The sequence below is a fragment of the Streptomyces sp. NPDC045026 genome (assembly GCF_056432625.1).
The window spans coordinates 517,806-532,930 of record NZ_JBWKIS010000001.1 but is presented as its reverse complement, the minus strand read 5'-3'; the positions used below and the strand labels follow the sequence as shown (position 1 = coordinate 532,930).

The 15,125-nt window shown below is 71.9% G+C and carries 15 protein-coding genes; 9 read left to right on the top strand and 6 right to left on the bottom strand.

The features are described from left to right. The first annotated feature begins 228 nt into the window (after positions 1–228). The gene (locus AC07EJ_RS02345; RefSeq protein WP_478883565.1) at positions 229–936 is read left to right on the top strand and encodes an SDR family NAD(P)-dependent oxidoreductase; all 708 of its coding nucleotides are present in this window, start codon (positions 229–231) and stop codon (positions 934–936) included. A 48-nt stretch (positions 937–984) separates the two neighbouring features. On the opposite strand, the gene AC07EJ_RS02340 is transcribed toward AC07EJ_RS02345, so the two are convergent. Then, a complete protein-coding gene (locus tag AC07EJ_RS02340) occupies positions 985–1,962 on the bottom strand; it encodes a TIGR01777 family oxidoreductase (protein WP_478883564.1) in 978 nt (325 codons plus the stop codon). 86 nt (positions 1,963–2,048) lie between these two features. After that, positions 2,049–2,843, bottom strand: a complete 795-nt coding sequence (locus AC07EJ_RS02335) for an NAD(P)H-dependent oxidoreductase (protein ID WP_478883563.1) — start codon at positions 2,841–2,843, stop codon at positions 2,049–2,051. A gap of 97 nt (positions 2,844–2,940) precedes the next feature. On the opposite strand from AC07EJ_RS02335, the gene AC07EJ_RS02330 reads away from it, so the two are divergent. Continuing rightward, positions 2,941–3,867 (top strand): helix-turn-helix transcriptional regulator, encoded by a 927-nt coding sequence (locus AC07EJ_RS02330; RefSeq protein ID WP_478883562.1) that lies wholly within the window; start codon positions 2,941–2,943, stop codon positions 3,865–3,867. Between the two features lie 134 nt (positions 3,868–4,001). Here the strand turns inward: AC07EJ_RS02330 and yczR are convergent, their stop codons facing one another. Further along, on the bottom strand, positions 4,002–5,489 hold the full coding sequence (yczR, locus tag AC07EJ_RS02325; RefSeq protein ID WP_393585106.1) for a MocR-like transcription factor YczR: 1,488 nt from the start codon (positions 5,487–5,489) through the stop codon (positions 4,002–4,004). 102 nt (positions 5,490–5,591) lie between these two features. Here yczR and yczE point away from each other — a divergent pair, with 102 nt between their 5' ends. Both yczE and AC07EJ_RS02315 read left to right on the top strand, forming a co-directional pair. Next, positions 5,592–6,398: a membrane protein YczE gene (yczE, locus tag AC07EJ_RS02320; protein WP_478883561.1), complete on the top strand. Its 807-nt coding sequence runs from the start codon at positions 5,592–5,594 to the stop codon at positions 6,396–6,398. Between the two features lie 10 nt (positions 6,399–6,408). Continuing rightward, positions 6,409–8,139, top strand: coding sequence for an immunity 49 family protein (locus AC07EJ_RS02315; protein WP_478883560.1), 1,731 nt, complete (start codon positions 6,409–6,411; stop codon positions 8,137–8,139). Positions 8,140–8,152: 13 nt separating this feature from the next. On the opposite strand, the gene AC07EJ_RS02310 is transcribed toward AC07EJ_RS02315, so the two are convergent. Then, positions 8,153–8,551: a tautomerase family protein gene (locus AC07EJ_RS02310; protein WP_389481573.1), complete on the bottom strand. Its 399-nt coding sequence runs from the start codon at positions 8,549–8,551 to the stop codon at positions 8,153–8,155. Between the two features lie 118 nt (positions 8,552–8,669). Here AC07EJ_RS02310 and AC07EJ_RS02305 point away from each other — a divergent pair, with 118 nt between their 5' ends. From AC07EJ_RS02305 to AC07EJ_RS02290, 4 genes are all read left to right on the top strand, one after another. Next, the gene (locus tag AC07EJ_RS02305) at positions 8,670–9,563 is read left to right on the top strand and encodes a LysR family transcriptional regulator (RefSeq protein WP_389481570.1); all 894 of its coding nucleotides are present in this window, start codon (positions 8,670–8,672) and stop codon (positions 9,561–9,563) included. A gap of 45 nt (positions 9,564–9,608) precedes the next feature. Then, entirely contained in the window at positions 9,609–9,938 is a 330-nt protein-coding gene (locus AC07EJ_RS02300; RefSeq protein ID WP_389481568.1) for a deoxyxylulose-5-phosphate synthase, read from the top strand. 141 nt (positions 9,939–10,079) lie between these two features. Continuing rightward, on the top strand, positions 10,080–10,766 hold the full coding sequence (locus tag AC07EJ_RS02295; protein WP_478883559.1) for a TetR family transcriptional regulator: 687 nt from the start codon (positions 10,080–10,082) through the stop codon (positions 10,764–10,766). 10 nt (positions 10,767–10,776) lie between these two features. Then, entirely contained in the window at positions 10,777–12,402 is a 1,626-nt protein-coding gene (locus AC07EJ_RS02290; protein WP_478883558.1) for an amidohydrolase, read from the top strand. Positions 12,403–12,427: 25 nt separating this feature from the next. On the opposite strand, the gene AC07EJ_RS02285 is transcribed toward AC07EJ_RS02290, so the two are convergent. Together AC07EJ_RS02285 and AC07EJ_RS02280 are read right to left on the bottom strand one after the other, a co-directional pair. After that, positions 12,428–12,931, bottom strand: coding sequence for a hypothetical protein (locus AC07EJ_RS02285; RefSeq protein WP_478883557.1), 504 nt, complete (start codon positions 12,929–12,931; stop codon positions 12,428–12,430). Further along, on the bottom strand, positions 12,928–13,899 hold the full coding sequence (locus tag AC07EJ_RS02280) for a class I SAM-dependent methyltransferase (RefSeq protein ID WP_389481560.1): 972 nt from the start codon (positions 13,897–13,899) through the stop codon (positions 12,928–12,930). Before AC07EJ_RS02280 ends, AC07EJ_RS02285 begins: the two co-directional genes overlap by 4 nt. A 213-nt stretch (positions 13,900–14,112) precedes the next feature. Here AC07EJ_RS02280 and AC07EJ_RS02275 point away from each other — a divergent pair, with 213 nt between their 5' ends. Continuing rightward, on the top strand, positions 14,113–15,111 hold the full coding sequence (locus AC07EJ_RS02275) for a quinone oxidoreductase family protein (RefSeq protein ID WP_393585095.1): 999 nt from the start codon (positions 14,113–14,115) through the stop codon (positions 15,109–15,111). Positions 15,112–15,125: the final 14 nt, after the last annotated feature.

Sequence of the window (15,125 nt, the reverse complement as noted above, 5' to 3'; positions counted from 1 at the left end):
GGTAAGACGCGCGCGCCGACCGCGACCAATTGGGCGAACCACCGTCACCGTGCCGTCGGCGACGAGGCAAGATCACCAAAGTCTCACCCTAAAGCTGAGGTCGAGGTGCCACTCGACGAGACCACGCCAGGGACCCTCTGGGAGCGCGCCTGGGACCTTCCTGGTACCGCCAGTCCCAGGAAGACGGGACGCCTGGCTGAGGGCACCGCGCCACCGCACCCTGGAGGCATGACGAAAACACTCATCACCGGAGCGAACAAGGGTCTCGGCTTCGAGACCGCCCGCCGGCTCACCGCCGCGGGCCACACCGTCTACGTGGGCAGCCGTGACGCCGAGCGCGGACGCCGCGCCGCCGAGCGGCTCGGCGCACGCTGGGTCCGGCTCGACGTCACGGACGACGCGTCCGTCGCTGCCGCCGCGAAGGCGATCGAGGCCGACGGCGGCCTCGACGTGCTGATCAACAACGCCGGTATCGAGGGCCGGACACCGGACGGAGGTGTGATCGGTGCCGCGGACGTGACCGCCGACGAGATGCGGTCGACGTTCGAGACGAACGTCTTCGGCGTCGTACGCGTGACCCACGCGTTCCTGCCGCTGCTGCAGAAGTCCGACGCGCCGGTCGTGGTCAACGTGAGCAGCGGCCTGGCCTCACTGGCGCGGGTTGCCGACGCGGGTACCCCGGCTCACGCGTATCCCGGAGTCGCCTACCCGGCGTCGAAGGCCGCGGTCAACATGATCACCGTGCAGTACGCGAAGGCGTTCCCCGGGATGCGGATCAACGCGGTGGAGCCCGGCTACACCGCGACGGACCTGAACGCTCACACCGGCACCCAGACCGTCGAGGAAGGCGCCGAGATCATCGTGCGCATGGCACAGCTGGGCCCCGAAGGCCCGACCGGCACGTACGTCGACGCCGAGGGCCCGCTCCCCTGGTGACGCGGCGACGCGGGCCAGCCGACGGAGGCGATCCACCGGCTCCCCGCCTCACACCGGCCCGTCCGCCATGGCCCGCGTGACATCTCGTCCGCCTCGTACGCGTCGCGCGAGGTTGGCGGCGGCCTCCGGCCACCCGGCGTGGTCGAAGGAGAAGCCCGCTTCGAGGAGCCGTCCCGGGACGACGCGGCGGCTCTTCAAGAGAAGTTCGGTGTCCGACCGGAGCGCGAACGCACCCAGTTCAGCCATCCACTTCGTCGCGGGCAGGCCCACCGGAACACCCCATGCCGCGCGCAGCGCACGCATGAAGTCACGCTGCGGCAGCGGCTCGGGGGCGGCGAGGTTCACGGGCCCGTCCAGGTCGTCGCGTTCGATCAGGAACCGGACCGCGCGGGCGAAGTCACGGTCGTAGATCCAGGACACGTACTGGCCACCGCCCGCGACCGGACCGCCGAGGCCGAGCCGGGTCAGGCGCAGGAGGACGTCGAAGACGCCACCGCGATCGGGGCTCATGACCATCGCTGAGCGCAGGGCGACCTTGCGGGTGTGCGGGGCGTCGGCCCGTTCCTGGGCCCGCTCCCACGCCTTGGCGATCTCGACGCTGTACGCCCAGTAGCCCGGCACCCCAGCCTCGTCACCGCCGAGCACGCCGGTCGCCTCGTCGTTCGGTGCGGCGAGGCTGTGGGCGTAGACGGTGGCCGTACTCATCTGCAGCCACACCCCCGGGGGTCGCGCGGCGGTGGCGATGGCCTCACCGACGACCTCGGCCGACCGCACGCGGGAATCCATCATGGCCTTGAGGTTGGCCGGCGTGTAGCGGCAACTGACGCTGCGTCCCGCGAGGTTGATCACGACATCACAGCCGTCCACGGCCTCGGTCCAAGGGCCCAGGGTCTCGCCGTCCCAACGGACTTCCCCGGTGCGGGTCGGGTGCCGCGTGAGGACCACGACTTCGTGTCCCGCACCGGTCAGTTCACGCTTCAGGATCGTCCCTACCTGCCCGGTGCCGCCGGGTATCACGATCTTCATTGGGCCCCCTCATCGTGTCGCCACCACCTTAGCGCAAATATTTGAACACGTTCAATTAAGGAAGAGGGTGTGGAGGCCCGAGGCCCTCAGGCCCGCGTGCGGACGTGCAGGCCGAGTCCGCTCGTGCCCGGTGTCTCCACCCCCGGCAGGAGCCGCATGTCGTGGTCGTAGTCCCCGCCGGCGAGGGGTCGGAAGGGGACCGGTTCGGCCGTGAAGAGCGTGTCGAGCCGTCGGGCGTACTCCTGCCGCGCCGTGGCGAATCGGTCGTCGGGCAGGTCGTTCGAGCTGTACACCGCGAACGGCTCCAGCGGAGTCATGCCGGTGAACCAGAACAGCCCGTGCTGGATGGGGTGGAGGACGTCCGCGAGGCTTCCGTGGATGCCTCGATCGGAGAAGGCCGACTCGCGCGCGCCGACGGTCACCGACACGAGCGCCCGCCTCTGCCCCAGGGAGCCTTCGCCGTACGGCGGCGGGACCGCCGGGCCGTACGCGAACCCGCTCGTGAAGACCCGGTCGATCCAGCCCTTGAGGATCGCGGGCGCCGAGAACCACCACATCGGGAACTGCAGGACCACCGCGTCCGACCAGCGCACCTTCTCCTGTTCCGCCGCGATGTCGGGCGACAGGCCATCCCCCAGGGTCGCCCGCTCGGAGTCGGCCATGACGTGCAGCCGGCCTGCTTCGGCGTGCTCGGGGAAGTCGTCGGCGTCCACCGTCGCCTTCCACTTCATCGCATAGAGGTCGGACACCCTCACCTCGTGTCCTGCCGTACGCAGGTGCTCGACCGCGAAGCCGGTCAACGCGGCGTTGAGCGAACGGGGTTCCGGGTGGGCGCTGACCACGAGGATCCTTTTGGGCTGCTGAGACGTCGTGTCGTTCATGCCCCCACGCTCGCCCAGGCGCGTCCGGGCAGCCAGCACCCTGGTCAACGGCGGAACGCTCATCCTGGTACTGCGAGGGCCACGCATACTTGGGCCCATGGACGGCGTGAACCACATCGGGCACACAGACGCGGGAACGACCCTCACCATCGGGGGGGCACCCATCGGGGGCTCGCCCATCGGCGGCTCGCAGCGTGGCCTCGGAGAGTTTCTCCGCGCCCGTCGTGCGCGCGTCACGCCGGAGCACGTCGGGCTCTCGGGCAGTCGTCGCCGACGGGTACGCGGACTGCGCCGTGAGGAGCTGGCACAGCTCGCCGGGATCAGCATGGACTATTACGTACGCCTGGAACAGGGCCGCGCCACCCAGCCCTCCCCCGAGGTCGTCGAAGCGCTCGCCGGCGCGCTCGGCCTCGACACAGCGGAGCGCGGGCATCTCGCGACCCTGGCCGGCGCCCGGCAGGGCCCCGCGCCCGAGGCCAGGGTCAGCCCCGTGCTGCGGCGCCTGCTCGACTCCATGGCCGGTTTCCCGGCCTTCGCCACGAACCATCGTCTGGACGTGGTGGCGTGGAACGCCCCGGGCGCCGAGCTGTTCGGCGGCCTGGCCGACCCCGCCCGCCGCGACCGGAACAACGCGCGGTACCTCTTCCTCGACCCCGCCTCCCGCGTCGTCCACCCCGAGTGGAAGGACCGGGCGGCGGAGGCCGTGGGCCAGCTTCGGGTCTGGTCGGGCCGTTACCCCGGCGATACGGAACTGGCCGCGCTCATCGCCGAACTCACCGCACACAGCGCGGAGTTCAGGCAGATCTGGGACAGCGGCGAGGTCGTGATGTGCGCGGCGGGCCGAAAGCGGCTGAGGCACCCGGTGGCCGGGCTGCTGACGCTGGACTTCGAGACGCTGCACGTACCGGCCGCGCCGGGCGAGACGGGTCTCGTCGTGCACGTGTTCAGCGCCGAGGAGGGCAGCGAGGAGGCTGTGGCTCTCGCACGGATGACCCCAGCGGTTACAGCGACGCACAGGTCGTGACGGGCGCTGGGGTGGAGTACCACCGGGGAGCGGCCTGACTCACCGCACTCCACATCGCAGGCATCGTGAGGGCGGACCGGTCCCGGGACGCTCACCCCGTACGGCATGCACCGATCTCCTTCGTACTTCGGTGCTCAGGCGACCCAGTGCGGGCGGCGCGCGGTCGATGCCGACGGGAGGCCGGCGGCGAGCGTGGTCGCCATGCGCTGGACGGCTTCGCGCAGAGTGTCCGCCGGGGTCGTGTAGGGGATGCGCATCCGCTGCTCGAAGATGCCCGGGTCGGTGGCGAAGCAGGCGCCGCTCTCGATCCGGACGCCGTTGTCGAGGGCTCGCTCGGAGAGCGCGGAGGCCACCGGTTCGCCCAGGTCGACCCACAACGACAGCCCGCCGGGCGGTAGTTGCCAGGTCCAGTGCGGCATGTGCTCGCTCAGTGCGGTGGCCAACGCGGCGCGCTGCAGCCGTAGTTGCTCGAGCCGGGGCGGCAGGAGCTCGTCGGCCCGGTCCAGGAGGGCGAGGGCCAGGAGCTGGTCGACGACCGATCCGCCCATGTCGGTGGCCACGCGCTGGCCCGCGAGTTCGGTGACGAGCCGTGCGGGCGCGCGCAGCCAGCCGATGCGCAGGCCGCCCCAATGGGTCTTGCTCATCGAGCCGATGGTGATGACCTGGCCGGTGCCACCGGGCGCGGTGTGGGAGGCGAAGGGAGACGGGGCCGGGACGTCGAGCGCGAGGTCGGCCAGCGTCTCGTCGATGACCAGCCACGTACCGGAGCGCTCCGCCGCGCGCAGGACGCGCACCCGCTCGTGTTCGGGCATGAGGCAGCCGGTCGGATTGTGGAAGTCGGGGATCAGGTAGGCCAGTTGGGGCACCACCTGGCGGAGCGTCGATTCGGTGATCTCGATGTCCCAGCCGGTGTCGGTCACGGGGACGGACACGGTACGCAGCCGGGCGCGCCGTAGCGCCTCCAGGGCGTTCGGGTAGGACGGGTTCTCGACCATGACCCGGTCGCCGGGGCTGCTCAGCAGTCCCAGGACGAGTGTCAGCGCGTGTTGCGCGCCGGACGTCACCAGGATCTGTTCGGGCAGGGTGGCGAGGCCCCGTCGGGTGTAGCGCTCGGCGACGGCGGCGCGCAGGTCGGGCAGGCCGTAGGGGTGGTAGCCGGGGGTGTGCGCCTGCTCGGCCAGTTGCGGGGCGATGTGCGCCAGCGCGTCGACGAGTACCTGCGGGGGCAGCCCGGGTGAGGCTCTGGCCAGGTCGATCGCGGTGTCCTCGGGGCCGAGGAGGCGCGCGACGCCGTTGGGGGTGCGGCCTTCGGGCAGGGCGGTCCACGTGCCCGATCCCTGGCGGCTGTGCGCGTAGCCGCTCTCGCGCAGCAGGTCGTACACGGCGGTGACGGTGGTTCTGCTGGTGCCGACGGCGGCGGCCAGTTCGCGCTCGGCGGGGAGTCTGACGTGCAGGGCGATGCGTCCGTCCAGGATGAGCGCGCTGATCGCCTGGGCGAGGTGGCGGTAGGCGGGCCTCGTGCCCGAGGCGCCGGGAAGCATCGCGGCGAGCTGACGGCTGCCCAGGGTCCGGTCCGCTCGGCCCGCCCTGTCCATCGGCAGGAAGGTCTTCGCGTCAGTCAAACCATTCTCCCCAGATTGGCCATGTCATCCGGGCCAATCACTCTACAGAGTTGCCGCAATGGCCTTGAAGGCACTCGGTACCGACGACGGAGACAAGCACACATGCGGCAGGACACGGACATGACGGACCACCCCGAACAGGCGACACCACGGAGTGACGACGGGAACCCGACGACCCCGGCTCCGGGGCCCGGAGGGAACCCGACGACCGCACCCGGCAGGCGCGGCGGCGGCACCCGTACGACTCCCCCGCTCACCTACGTACGCTTCGGCGAACGCCCGCTCCTCCGCCTGCCGCAGTTGTTCATCGGCCTCGCCCTGTACGGGTTCAGCATGGCCGTCATGGTCCGCGCCGGGCTGGGGCTGAGCCCCTGGAGCGTCCTCAACGAGGGCCTGGAGAAGCACACTTCGCTGAGCTTCGGCACGCTCACCGCGGTCGTGGGTGCGTCCGTCCTGCTGCTGTGGATCCCCCTGCGGCAGCGGCCCGCTTTCGGGACCGCCGCCAACATCGTCGTCATCGCCTTCTCCTCCGACCTCGGCCTCGCGCTCGTCCCCGAGGGCCTGGGGCTCCCCGAGCGCGTCGGACTCCTCCTCGCCGGGATCCTCGCCAACGCGCTGTCCGTCGCCGTCTACGTAGGTGCACGCTTCGGGCCGGGGCCCCGGGACGGACTCATGACCGGCGCGGCCGCGCTGACGGGTCGCTCCATCCGCGTGGTCCGCACCTCCATCGAGATCGCCGTACTCGCCGTGGGGTGGCTGCTCGGCGGCGGAGTGGGGCTCGGCACCGTGCTGTACGCCCTGGCCGTCGGGCCCATGACGCAGTTCTTCCTGCCCTGGTTCGCCTACACGAGCCCGACCAAGGCCACGCGTCCGGACCCGCGTGTCACCGGGTCCCGCATCGCTTCGTAGAGTCTGTGCGGTGAACCTTCACCACGCACCCGATCCGCACCTGCCGATGCTGAACGTCCCTCAGGCCGAGCGCCTGCGGAGCCTGACGGTCCATCACTTCCTCGCCCGTCACGGCATATCGCCGACCGTGACGGGGGACTCGGTGCACCTGGAGGGCCGGCTCAGCCCGCTGTCGAACCTGGCGCAGCGGTGTCGCCAGTCGGCCGAGAACGACTGGCCGGGGATCGTGGAGCAGCACTTCGACGGCCTGGAGAACGCCTCCCAGGGCGGCGAGAGCGGCACGGAACTCCTGGAGCGGACCTGCTGGCGGCTTCTGCCCGACGACGCCTTCACCGGCGACACAGCCGACGGTTTCCGCTATGCGCGGCCGGTCGCCGAGGGGCTCCTCGCGGCCCTCGCCCTGGACGCACCCACCTCCGTACGGATCCTCGACGACCAGGACGTGACACGCGTCGGCCCTGAGCGGTTGTGGGCGGCGGGCCGGACGAATCTGCTCCGCCAGCCGGTCGAGCACGACGAATTCCGCGGTCCGCAGGGCGCGTTGCTGCACTCCGTGTACGGAGACTCGTTCTTCGTGTCCAGCAAGGCGCTCGTACTCCCGGAACTCGTAAGGGAGTTGACCGGCCGGGAGCTGCCGGACGCCGGGGCGCTCGTCGTGCTGCCGACCAGGCATCTGCTGGCCTTCCACCCGATCGTGGACGGCAGCGTGGTGGACGCCGTCAACGACCTGGGCACCTACGCCATGGGCGCCTACGAGGACGGGCCGGGCGCGCTCTCACCGCGGCTGTACTGGTGGCACCAGGGGCGGCTGGTGTCGCTCACGGTGTTCGACCACGAGGCCCGGTCGTTCTCCGTGGTGCCGCCGCAGGAGTTGATGGATGTCATGAGGTCCTTGCGCGGCCAGGACTCCGCCGCTGCCACCTCGGCCCCCCAAACGCAGACCGCCGACCAACTCACCCAGACTTCAGCCGAGTTGACGGCACGGCTGCCTCAGTCCCCCGCATCCTTCGGCGACGCGTTCGGCGCGGCACTCGCCCTGAGCCACGTGCGCTGCGCGTCCGACCCCGACGGGGGCGCACTGGAGACCTGGGAGGCGTGGGTCGGGGCCATGCAGGTCGGCTCGGCACTGTTCGCCACCACGGCCTCCCGGGAGAGCGCCGTCGACTGCCGTATCGGGCACGACGTCGTGACGCTTCCGGTCACAGGCCCCGCTCCGTACGCGGACGGCCGCGCCTGGCTCAACGCCTTCTATCTCGCGGTCGTCTGCCGTGAGCGGGACCGCATGACCTGGTTGTGCCACGTCCCGCTGGACGATCTGCGCCGGGCCGCCCCCATGGACGAGTACGTCTTCCACTGGATCGACACGCTGCAGACGTACTGGCTCCAGCACCCGATGGACGATGTGGTCCAGAAGCTGCTCGCCACCATGAACACGTCCCACCCCGACGTGGCCACCCGTACATCTGCGGACTTCCTGAACCTGGTCGACTACCAGCCCGTCGCGCTCTTCCACCGTCTCGTGACCGGCGACCATGAGGCTTTCGCGGAAGCGCTCACGGAGGCCCTGACCCATCACGAGCGCTACTGGGGCGACTCGACGGAGCCGCACAGCCGGGTGGCCCTCGGCCCGCTCGCGCTGGCGTGCCTCGCCTTCGACTCGGAGTTCCCGGTCGACAGCTCGTCGCCGTATCTGCCCAAGTGTCTGCTCGACCGTGCCTGGTACGGCGAGTTCGACACGTGAGAGCCGGCCGCAGCTACCGCCGAGCGGCTTCCCGGCGGTAGAAGTCGAACTGGGTCACTCCGTCGTAGCCATAGCTCTCGGGGTGCAGTTCGTGCAGCGCGACACCGGAACGGGCGAGCGGGCCAAGAGTCCTGGCCATCAGTTCGCCCGCCTGGGCGATGAACGCGGCCTTCTCCGCGGCGCTGTTCGTGCCGACGGTGACGGTGGCCTCGACATGGGCGTCGAGGCCACCCGTCAGCGGCCGGCCGTCCACGTAGTAGCGCCCGGCCGGCACCAGGTCCACGTGCACGATGGTCCTCGCGCCGGACTTGCGAAGGGCCGACACGGCCAGGCCGGTCAGCCCCTCGGCGAGGGTGCGCTGCGCGTCGGCGGGAAGTGCGGTGTCCGTGACGGTGACGCGGATGAAAGGCATCGCTTCTCCTGTGCAGGTGAGGGGGTGCGCCCGCCGGAGGCGGCGGCACGGACCAAGCGTCACCGACCTGGCACCATTGATCCAACGCATACGTGTCATAGGTATATGAGGCCCGTGCATGACCGTGAACCTTTCCCAGTTGAGGGCGTTCCTCGCCGTCGTCGACGCGGGCGGCTTCAGCGCGGCGGCTGCCGATCTCGGCCTCAGCCAGTCGGCGGTGTCGCACGCGGTCGCCTCGCTGGAGCGCGAGTTGACCGCTCCGCTGCTGGTCCGTGCCGCCCCGGTGCGCACCACGGCACTCGGCGAGCGGGTCGTGCCGCACGCCCGGACCGCCGTGGCAGCCGCCCGGGCTGTTGAGCAACTCGCCTCGGACGCGGCCACCATGACGGGCACGGTGCGTCTCGCCGCGACCCCGACGGTCTGCCAGGGCCTGGTCCCCGGGCTGCTGCGGCACTGGGGCGAGGACCAGCCCCGCATCACGGTCAGGGTCTTCGAGGGAGACAGCGCCGAGATCGCCGCCTGGCTGGAGAACGGGACGGCCGATGCCGCCATCCTGATCGACCCTCCCCCGGGCCCGGGCATCCAGTTGGCCGCCGACAGCTACCGGGCTGTGCTGCCCCTGGACCATCCCCTCGCGGGCGAGCCGGTCGTCGACATCCGCGACCTGGAGGACGATCCGTTCCTGATCTCGCCCAACGGCTGCGAGGACCGCATCCGGACCATCCATCGTCTCGCCGGGCTGCGGTTCACCCCCACGCACCGGGTGCGGGATCTGGCGACCCTGATCAGCATGGTGCAGGCCGGTATCGGCGTGACCGTCCTGTCGGAGGTGTCCCGCTCCCTGATCCCGCCCGACCTGGCACTGCTGCCGCTGCACCCCCAGACCTCACGGCGCCTCGTACTGACCGGGCCCCGGTCCCGCCCCTGGCATCCGGCCGTCCGCGCCTTGGCGGACTCCGCCCTGGACCATCTCGCCGCGGCCGGTGCCACGCCGGCCGCACCGGTGGGCTGAAGAATTCCGTCGAAACCGCGGACGGCGTCTGGTTACTGTGGCGGCATGACCCATGGGAAGACTTCCTACGTATGCCTGCCCTGCCGGGTCTCGTTCAAGCAGCCCCACGACCGGAACAGGGAGCGGATCTGTCCGCGCTGCGCCGAGCCGATGATCCACGCAGGGTCGGCCTTCGCCGCGCCGCGCCACCGGGACACCGCCGCATGGCGGACGCTCACGGTTCTGCTGAACGCGGGCGTGGGTTTCCACAAGAGCTGCTGCGGCGGCCCGGGGTTCCGCCCCCGCGGTCTGCGTGAGGTGCGCGAGCGCCTTGCGTACGCCGAGCGGTCCGGTGAGCCCGTCGCCCGCGCGCTCCAGCGGTATGACGTGCCGTAGGCCGCGGGGTGCGGTCGGTCGCCGTGCCCGGTCGTGTCGGGCTCGGGGCCCGCTCGCCGCATCATGACGATTCCCCTGCCCCGCGCCATGGTCCGTTGACCGGCCTTGCCTATTGGTCGCACACTCAATAACATTCCGGGTATGCCGCCCAGCGTCCAGCGCAAGCGAATTCGGCGCACGCCGGCCGCCCGACGTGCGGAAATCGTCGGCACGGCAGCCGCGGTCGCCCTCGCGGAAGGGCTGGAGTGCGTCACCCTGCGGCGGATCGGCGAGGAGCTCGGCGTCCGCCCAGGGCTGATCAGTCACTACTTCCCCTCGGCGGACGACCTCATGGCGGAGGCCTTCGGCAGTGCCGCCGGCGCCGAACTCGACAGCCTGCTGCCCGCCGAGCGGGCCCAGGGGACGCCCACGCTGCACCTGGGATGGTTCTTCGCGCGGGCATCGGGCGAGTCCTACGACAACATCAGCCGCCTCTGGATCAACGCGCGCCACCTCAGCCGCGACCGGACCGTCCTGCGCGACCGGGTCGCCGAGCAAGAGGCGGCCTGGCGCGAGCGGCTCACCGGCCTGATCCGGGCGGGCGTCGACCGGCACGAATTCCGCACGGACGACCCGTATATGACGAGCCTTCAGATCCTGGTCGTACTCGACGGCCTCGAAGCGCAGGCCAACAGCGACACCCTCAACCGCCCCGCCGCGGTGTCACGCATGGCCGCCAGCACTGCGGAACGCGAACTCGGCCTTCCGGAGGGGGCATTCACCCGAACCGACGCGCCGCTCGCGGCGCCACTCACAGGCCAGGTCGTGTCGTCACATTCCCGTCCTTGAAGGAGCCGCTGTGCCCACCCCTCTCGTCCTGCTCTCCGCCCGTCTGCTCGACCCGGTCACCGGCACGTTCCTGCCGCAGACCGCCCTCGCCGTGTCCGGCGGCCGGATCTGTGCCCTGGGCGACGACCACGGCATACGTGAACACGTCGACTCCTCGACCACGGTGATCGACCTCAAGGGCGCCGTGGTGACACCGGGCCTGGTCGACGGGCATCTCCACCCCGTTTCGGGCGCCGAGCTGACGCACGGTCTCGACCTGTCGGGCTGCACCGACGTGGAAGGCGTGCGCGCGGCGCTCGCCGCCGAGGTGCGGAACCTGGCGCGGGGGACGTGGCTGCACGGCTGGGGGCTCGACCCGAACGTCTTCGGTGACCGGCCTGTCGGGATCGCCCCCTTCGACTCCGTCCTCGACGGCGTACCGGCCCTTCTTCTGCTGTTCGACGCCCACTCCATGCTGGCCAGCCGGCGCGCGCTGGAGCTGGCCGGTGTGGACGGCCCGCGCACCTTCGACCAGGCCTCCGCCGAAGTGGTCTGCGACGAGCAGGGCCGTCCCACCGGTCTGCTCCAGGAGGACGCCGCCTGCGAACTCGTCGAGCGCGTCGCTCCGCAGGCCACGAGGGAGGAGCGCCGCGACCGGCTCGCCGCCGCGTTGCGCGCCATGGCCGCCTCGGGGCTCACGGGCGGTCACGTCATGGACGCGAACGGCGACAGCCTCGCCCTCTTCGACGCGCTGGACACCGCGGGTGAACTCGCGCTGCGGCTGCGGGTCGCACCGTGGTGCCAGCCCGGCACGGACGCCGAAGGGGTACGGGCGCTCATCGAGCAGCAGGGCGCCGGGGGTGCGCTGTGGCGCACGGACGGCGTCAAGATCTTCATGGACGGCACCATCGACAACGGCACGGCCTGGCTGGAGCGCCCGGACTGCCATGGAGAGTCCACCCACGCGTTCTGGCCGGACCCCGAGGTCTACACGCGGATCATCGGCGAGCTGCACCGCGCCGGAGTGCCGACCGCCACCCACGCGATCGGTGACGCCGCCGTACGCCATGTCCTCGACGCCGTCGAGAAGGCACAGGCCACCGGCGGGCGCGGAGCGCGCCACCGGGTCGAGCACATCGAGACCGTGCCCGACGACACCCTGGGCCGGTTCGCCGAACTCGGCGTCATCGCATCCATGCAGCCCACCCACTGCTGCGACTTCACCCGGGCCGACCACACCGACAACTGGTCGCGCCGCCTCGGTGAGGAGCGCGCATCCCGCGCCTGGCGCTGCCGCGATCTGCGGGACTCGGGGGCCACCGTGGTCCTCGGCTCCGACTGGCCGATCGCCCCGTATGCGCCGCTCGGCGTCATGGCGGGCGCGCGCCACCGCCGCCCCAGCCGCGACCTCACCCAGGCCCCGCACGGACCCGGGCAGGCGCTCACGCCGCTGGAAGCGCTCCAGGGGCTTACGGTCGACGCGGCCTACGCGGCGGGCGAGGACCACGAGGCGGGGCGGATCGCCGTCGGCTACCGCGCCGACCTCACCGTGTTCGCCGACAACCCGCTCACCACGGCCGACACGGCGCTGCCGAACCTGCCGGTGCTGCTCACGGTCCTCGACGGCCGCCCGACGCACCGCGACGCGGGCCTGTAGGAAGGATCGGGGGTTCGGGGAGCGCTCACACCGGCTCCCGGTACCAGCGGCGGTGGACGACCGGCTCCACGAGGAGCACGCCCACCGCCGCGACCGCCGCCACCGATGCCGCCGGCAGCGAACCCCCCGCGGCCGCGACGGCCCCGGCCAGTACCATCAGCGGGCGCACCAGGGTCAGCGGCCCGAGGCCGACGACCACGGCGAGGGTGCCTGCCCGGAACGGTCCCCACAGGTAGCAGGCCAGACTCAGGGCGACGATCACCGCGTAGGGCGCGTAGCACAGGAGCATCCGGTGGGCGGCGGCGTCGAGTTCGGCGTAGCGCGCGGCCCGGTCCGCCGCCGAGGCGAGCAGCGTCACGGCGAGCGCCGTGCTCAGCAGCAGTGCCGGGGCGCCGACCGCGAGACCGCGGCGGGCCGCGAGCAGCGCCCGTCGCGACTTACGGATGCGTCCGTCCCGCCCGGTGTAGCCACGGAATCCGGCGAACGCCGCGTCGACGAGCGCCAGAGCGGCGAGCAGGAAGGCGTTCACCCGGCGCCCTCCCCCGCCGAAGCCCCCTGGCGCGCCCCGCCCCCGGTGACGGCACGCCCCACCAGGCGCCCCGACGGACCGGGTCCCAACTCGGCCCTCAGCGGCGGCAGCAGGTCCGGGCGTACGCCGATGACGGGACGCAGCGTGGTGCAGAACGGGTTGCTGCGGCCTCGCGGTTCGTACACGAGCGGGGTCAGGCCGTCGGCGTGCGCGGCGGCCGTCAGCAGCGTCTCGTCGTCATGGGCGCGGCGGGCCGACATCACTCCGTCGTGGCGGCCCAGCGGATCGCGCATCCGCGCGCGGTGGAACACCCACGCGCCGATCGGGGCGAGACCGGTCGCGGCGATGTCGAAGTGGCAGAACGCGACGGTACCCGGCGTGGCCTGGGCCGCGAAGAAGGCGTCGAGGTCAGCGCCCCGGAAGTGGTGCAGGACGCCCGTCGACACGTAGACGGTCGCGGGCTCGTCGAGGGCGAACGCATCACCTCGTACGAAACGGCAGGGCAGTTTCTCGGCGCGGGCGAGCCGTCCGGCCTCGGTGACCAGGGCCGCGTTGAAGTCCACGCCCACCAGGTCGACGTCCGGGCCGAGGACGCCGGACGCGGCCAGCCACCGCACGAGGTAGCCGAGGCCGCAGCCGACGTCGACCACCCGGAGCGGGCCGTCGCTCCGTCCGGCGGCGCGGATCACGGCGAGCAGTGGACGCAGGAGTTCGGCGATGCGGTCGCCGAGGCGCAGTTCCTCGCTGAGCCGCTGGAGCTCGGTGTGGACGGCGACGAGCCGGCGGTCCACGGCGAGCGGATCGAGGTTCCCGTCGTCGTCGCACGCCAGCCCGGCGGCGATACGGGCGCCACGGCGGTCACCCGCGGCGGCGAGCCGCGCGACGACGTCGGCCCGCCGCACCGGCAGGCGTTCGCGCGTGCCGGGGTCGTGGTCCACGACCAGATCGGATATCTCGATGAGCTGCACAGGGAGAAGGTACGTGGCCGGGGAGGCCGCCGGTGCCGCGCCCGGGAAGCCGGGACCCACCATTGCCCGTCGCGTTCGCGCGTGTGATCCCCCGGTCCGCCCGTCACGGTGGCAAGGTCGGTCCGTGGGGTTGCGGTCGTGGTCCCGAGCGCCACCGAGGCATGCGGCCGGAGCCCGACGACACGTAATGCCGGGCTGTCTGGAGATCCGCTGATGAATGACGAGACCATGCTCGCTGCCGGGGTCGACGAGTTCGGGCCCGCCTCCACTCTCACCGTGTCGCGCCGTCCCGTCCCGGAGCCGGGTCCTGGGGAGATCGGCATCGACGTCACGTACGCCGGTGTCGGGTTCGTCGATACGCTGCTGCGCTCCGGGGCGTTTCCGCTGTGGACGCCGATGGTTCCCGGGATCGAGGTCACCGGCCGGGTCCGTGCCGTGGGCCGCGACGTCCAGGGCTTCGACGTCGGCCAGAGTGTCGCCGCGCTGCTCAACGACTTCGGGCGCGGACAGCGCGCGGGCGGCTACGCGCAGGTCGCCGTCGCACACCACTCGATGGCCGCTCCGGTGCCGGACGGCGTCGACCTGCGCCGCGTCACCGCGGCCGTCGTCAACGGCGTCACGGCGTGGGTGGCCCTGCACGATGTCGCGCGGCTCGACTCCCGGGACCGGGTCCTGGTCCTCGGCGTGACCGGCGGCCTGGGCGCCACCACGGCGCGGATGGCGGCGCTCTTCCCGGCCCGGCAGGTGATCGGGGTCGTCGGCCGCGACCCGGACCGGGCCCCGGCCGAGTGCACGGACGTGGTCGTCGCGGACACGCTGGCCGACGCGCTCGACCGGCTCACGCCGGACGGTTCGGTGGACGTCGTCATCGATCCGGTGGGCGGCCCGCTGCGCGCCACGGCGTTCCAGCACCTCGCCCCCTTCGGACGCCACGTCGTCCTCGGCAACGCCGGCCGCGACGATCGCCCCTTCTCCGGTGACGAGACGTGGCTAGCGACGCGCACGGTGTCGGGCCTGAGCATCGGCGGTGTCGCCCATCTGCGCCCTGCCACCTGCACCAAGGCCCTCACCGCCGTCATCTCCTTGGTGGCGCGCGGAATCCTGGACGAGCCGCTCCCGGCGGTCGAGCCGCTGGAGAACGCCGGCAAGGTGCACGAGGCCCTGGAGAACCGGACGGCCCCGGCGAAGACGGTGCTGTCGCTGACTGTTTGAACTCCGCTGTCGGT

Bases quoted from the DNA above. Each gene is read 5' to 3' on its own strand.
- AC07EJ_RS02345 (WP_478883565.1), top strand. From the start codon at position 229: ATGACGAAAACACTCATCACCGGAGCGAACAAGGGTCTCGGCTTCGAG.
- AC07EJ_RS02340 (WP_478883564.1), bottom strand. From the start codon at position 1,962: ATGAAGATCGTGATACCCGGCGGCACCGGGCAGGTAGGGACGATCCTG.
- AC07EJ_RS02335 (WP_478883563.1), bottom strand. From the start codon at position 2,843: ATGAACGACACGACGTCTCAGCAGCCCAAAAGGATCCTCGTGGTCAGC.
- AC07EJ_RS02330 (WP_478883562.1), top strand. From the start codon at position 2,941: ATGGACGGCGTGAACCACATCGGGCACACAGACGCGGGAACGACCCTC.
- yczE (WP_478883561.1), top strand. From the start codon at position 5,592: ATGCGGCAGGACACGGACATGACGGACCACCCCGAACAGGCGACACCA.
- AC07EJ_RS02310 (WP_389481573.1), bottom strand. From the start codon at position 8,551: ATGCCTTTCATCCGCGTCACCGTCACGGACACCGCACTTCCCGCCGAC.
- AC07EJ_RS02305 (WP_389481570.1), top strand. From the start codon at position 8,670: ATGACCGTGAACCTTTCCCAGTTGAGGGCGTTCCTCGCCGTCGTCGAC.
- AC07EJ_RS02300 (WP_389481568.1), top strand. From the start codon at position 9,609: ATGACCCATGGGAAGACTTCCTACGTATGCCTGCCCTGCCGGGTCTCG.
- AC07EJ_RS02295 (WP_478883559.1), top strand. From the start codon at position 10,080: ATGCCGCCCAGCGTCCAGCGCAAGCGAATTCGGCGCACGCCGGCCGCC.
- AC07EJ_RS02275 (WP_393585095.1), top strand. From the start codon at position 14,113: ATGAATGACGAGACCATGCTCGCTGCCGGGGTCGACGAGTTCGGGCCC.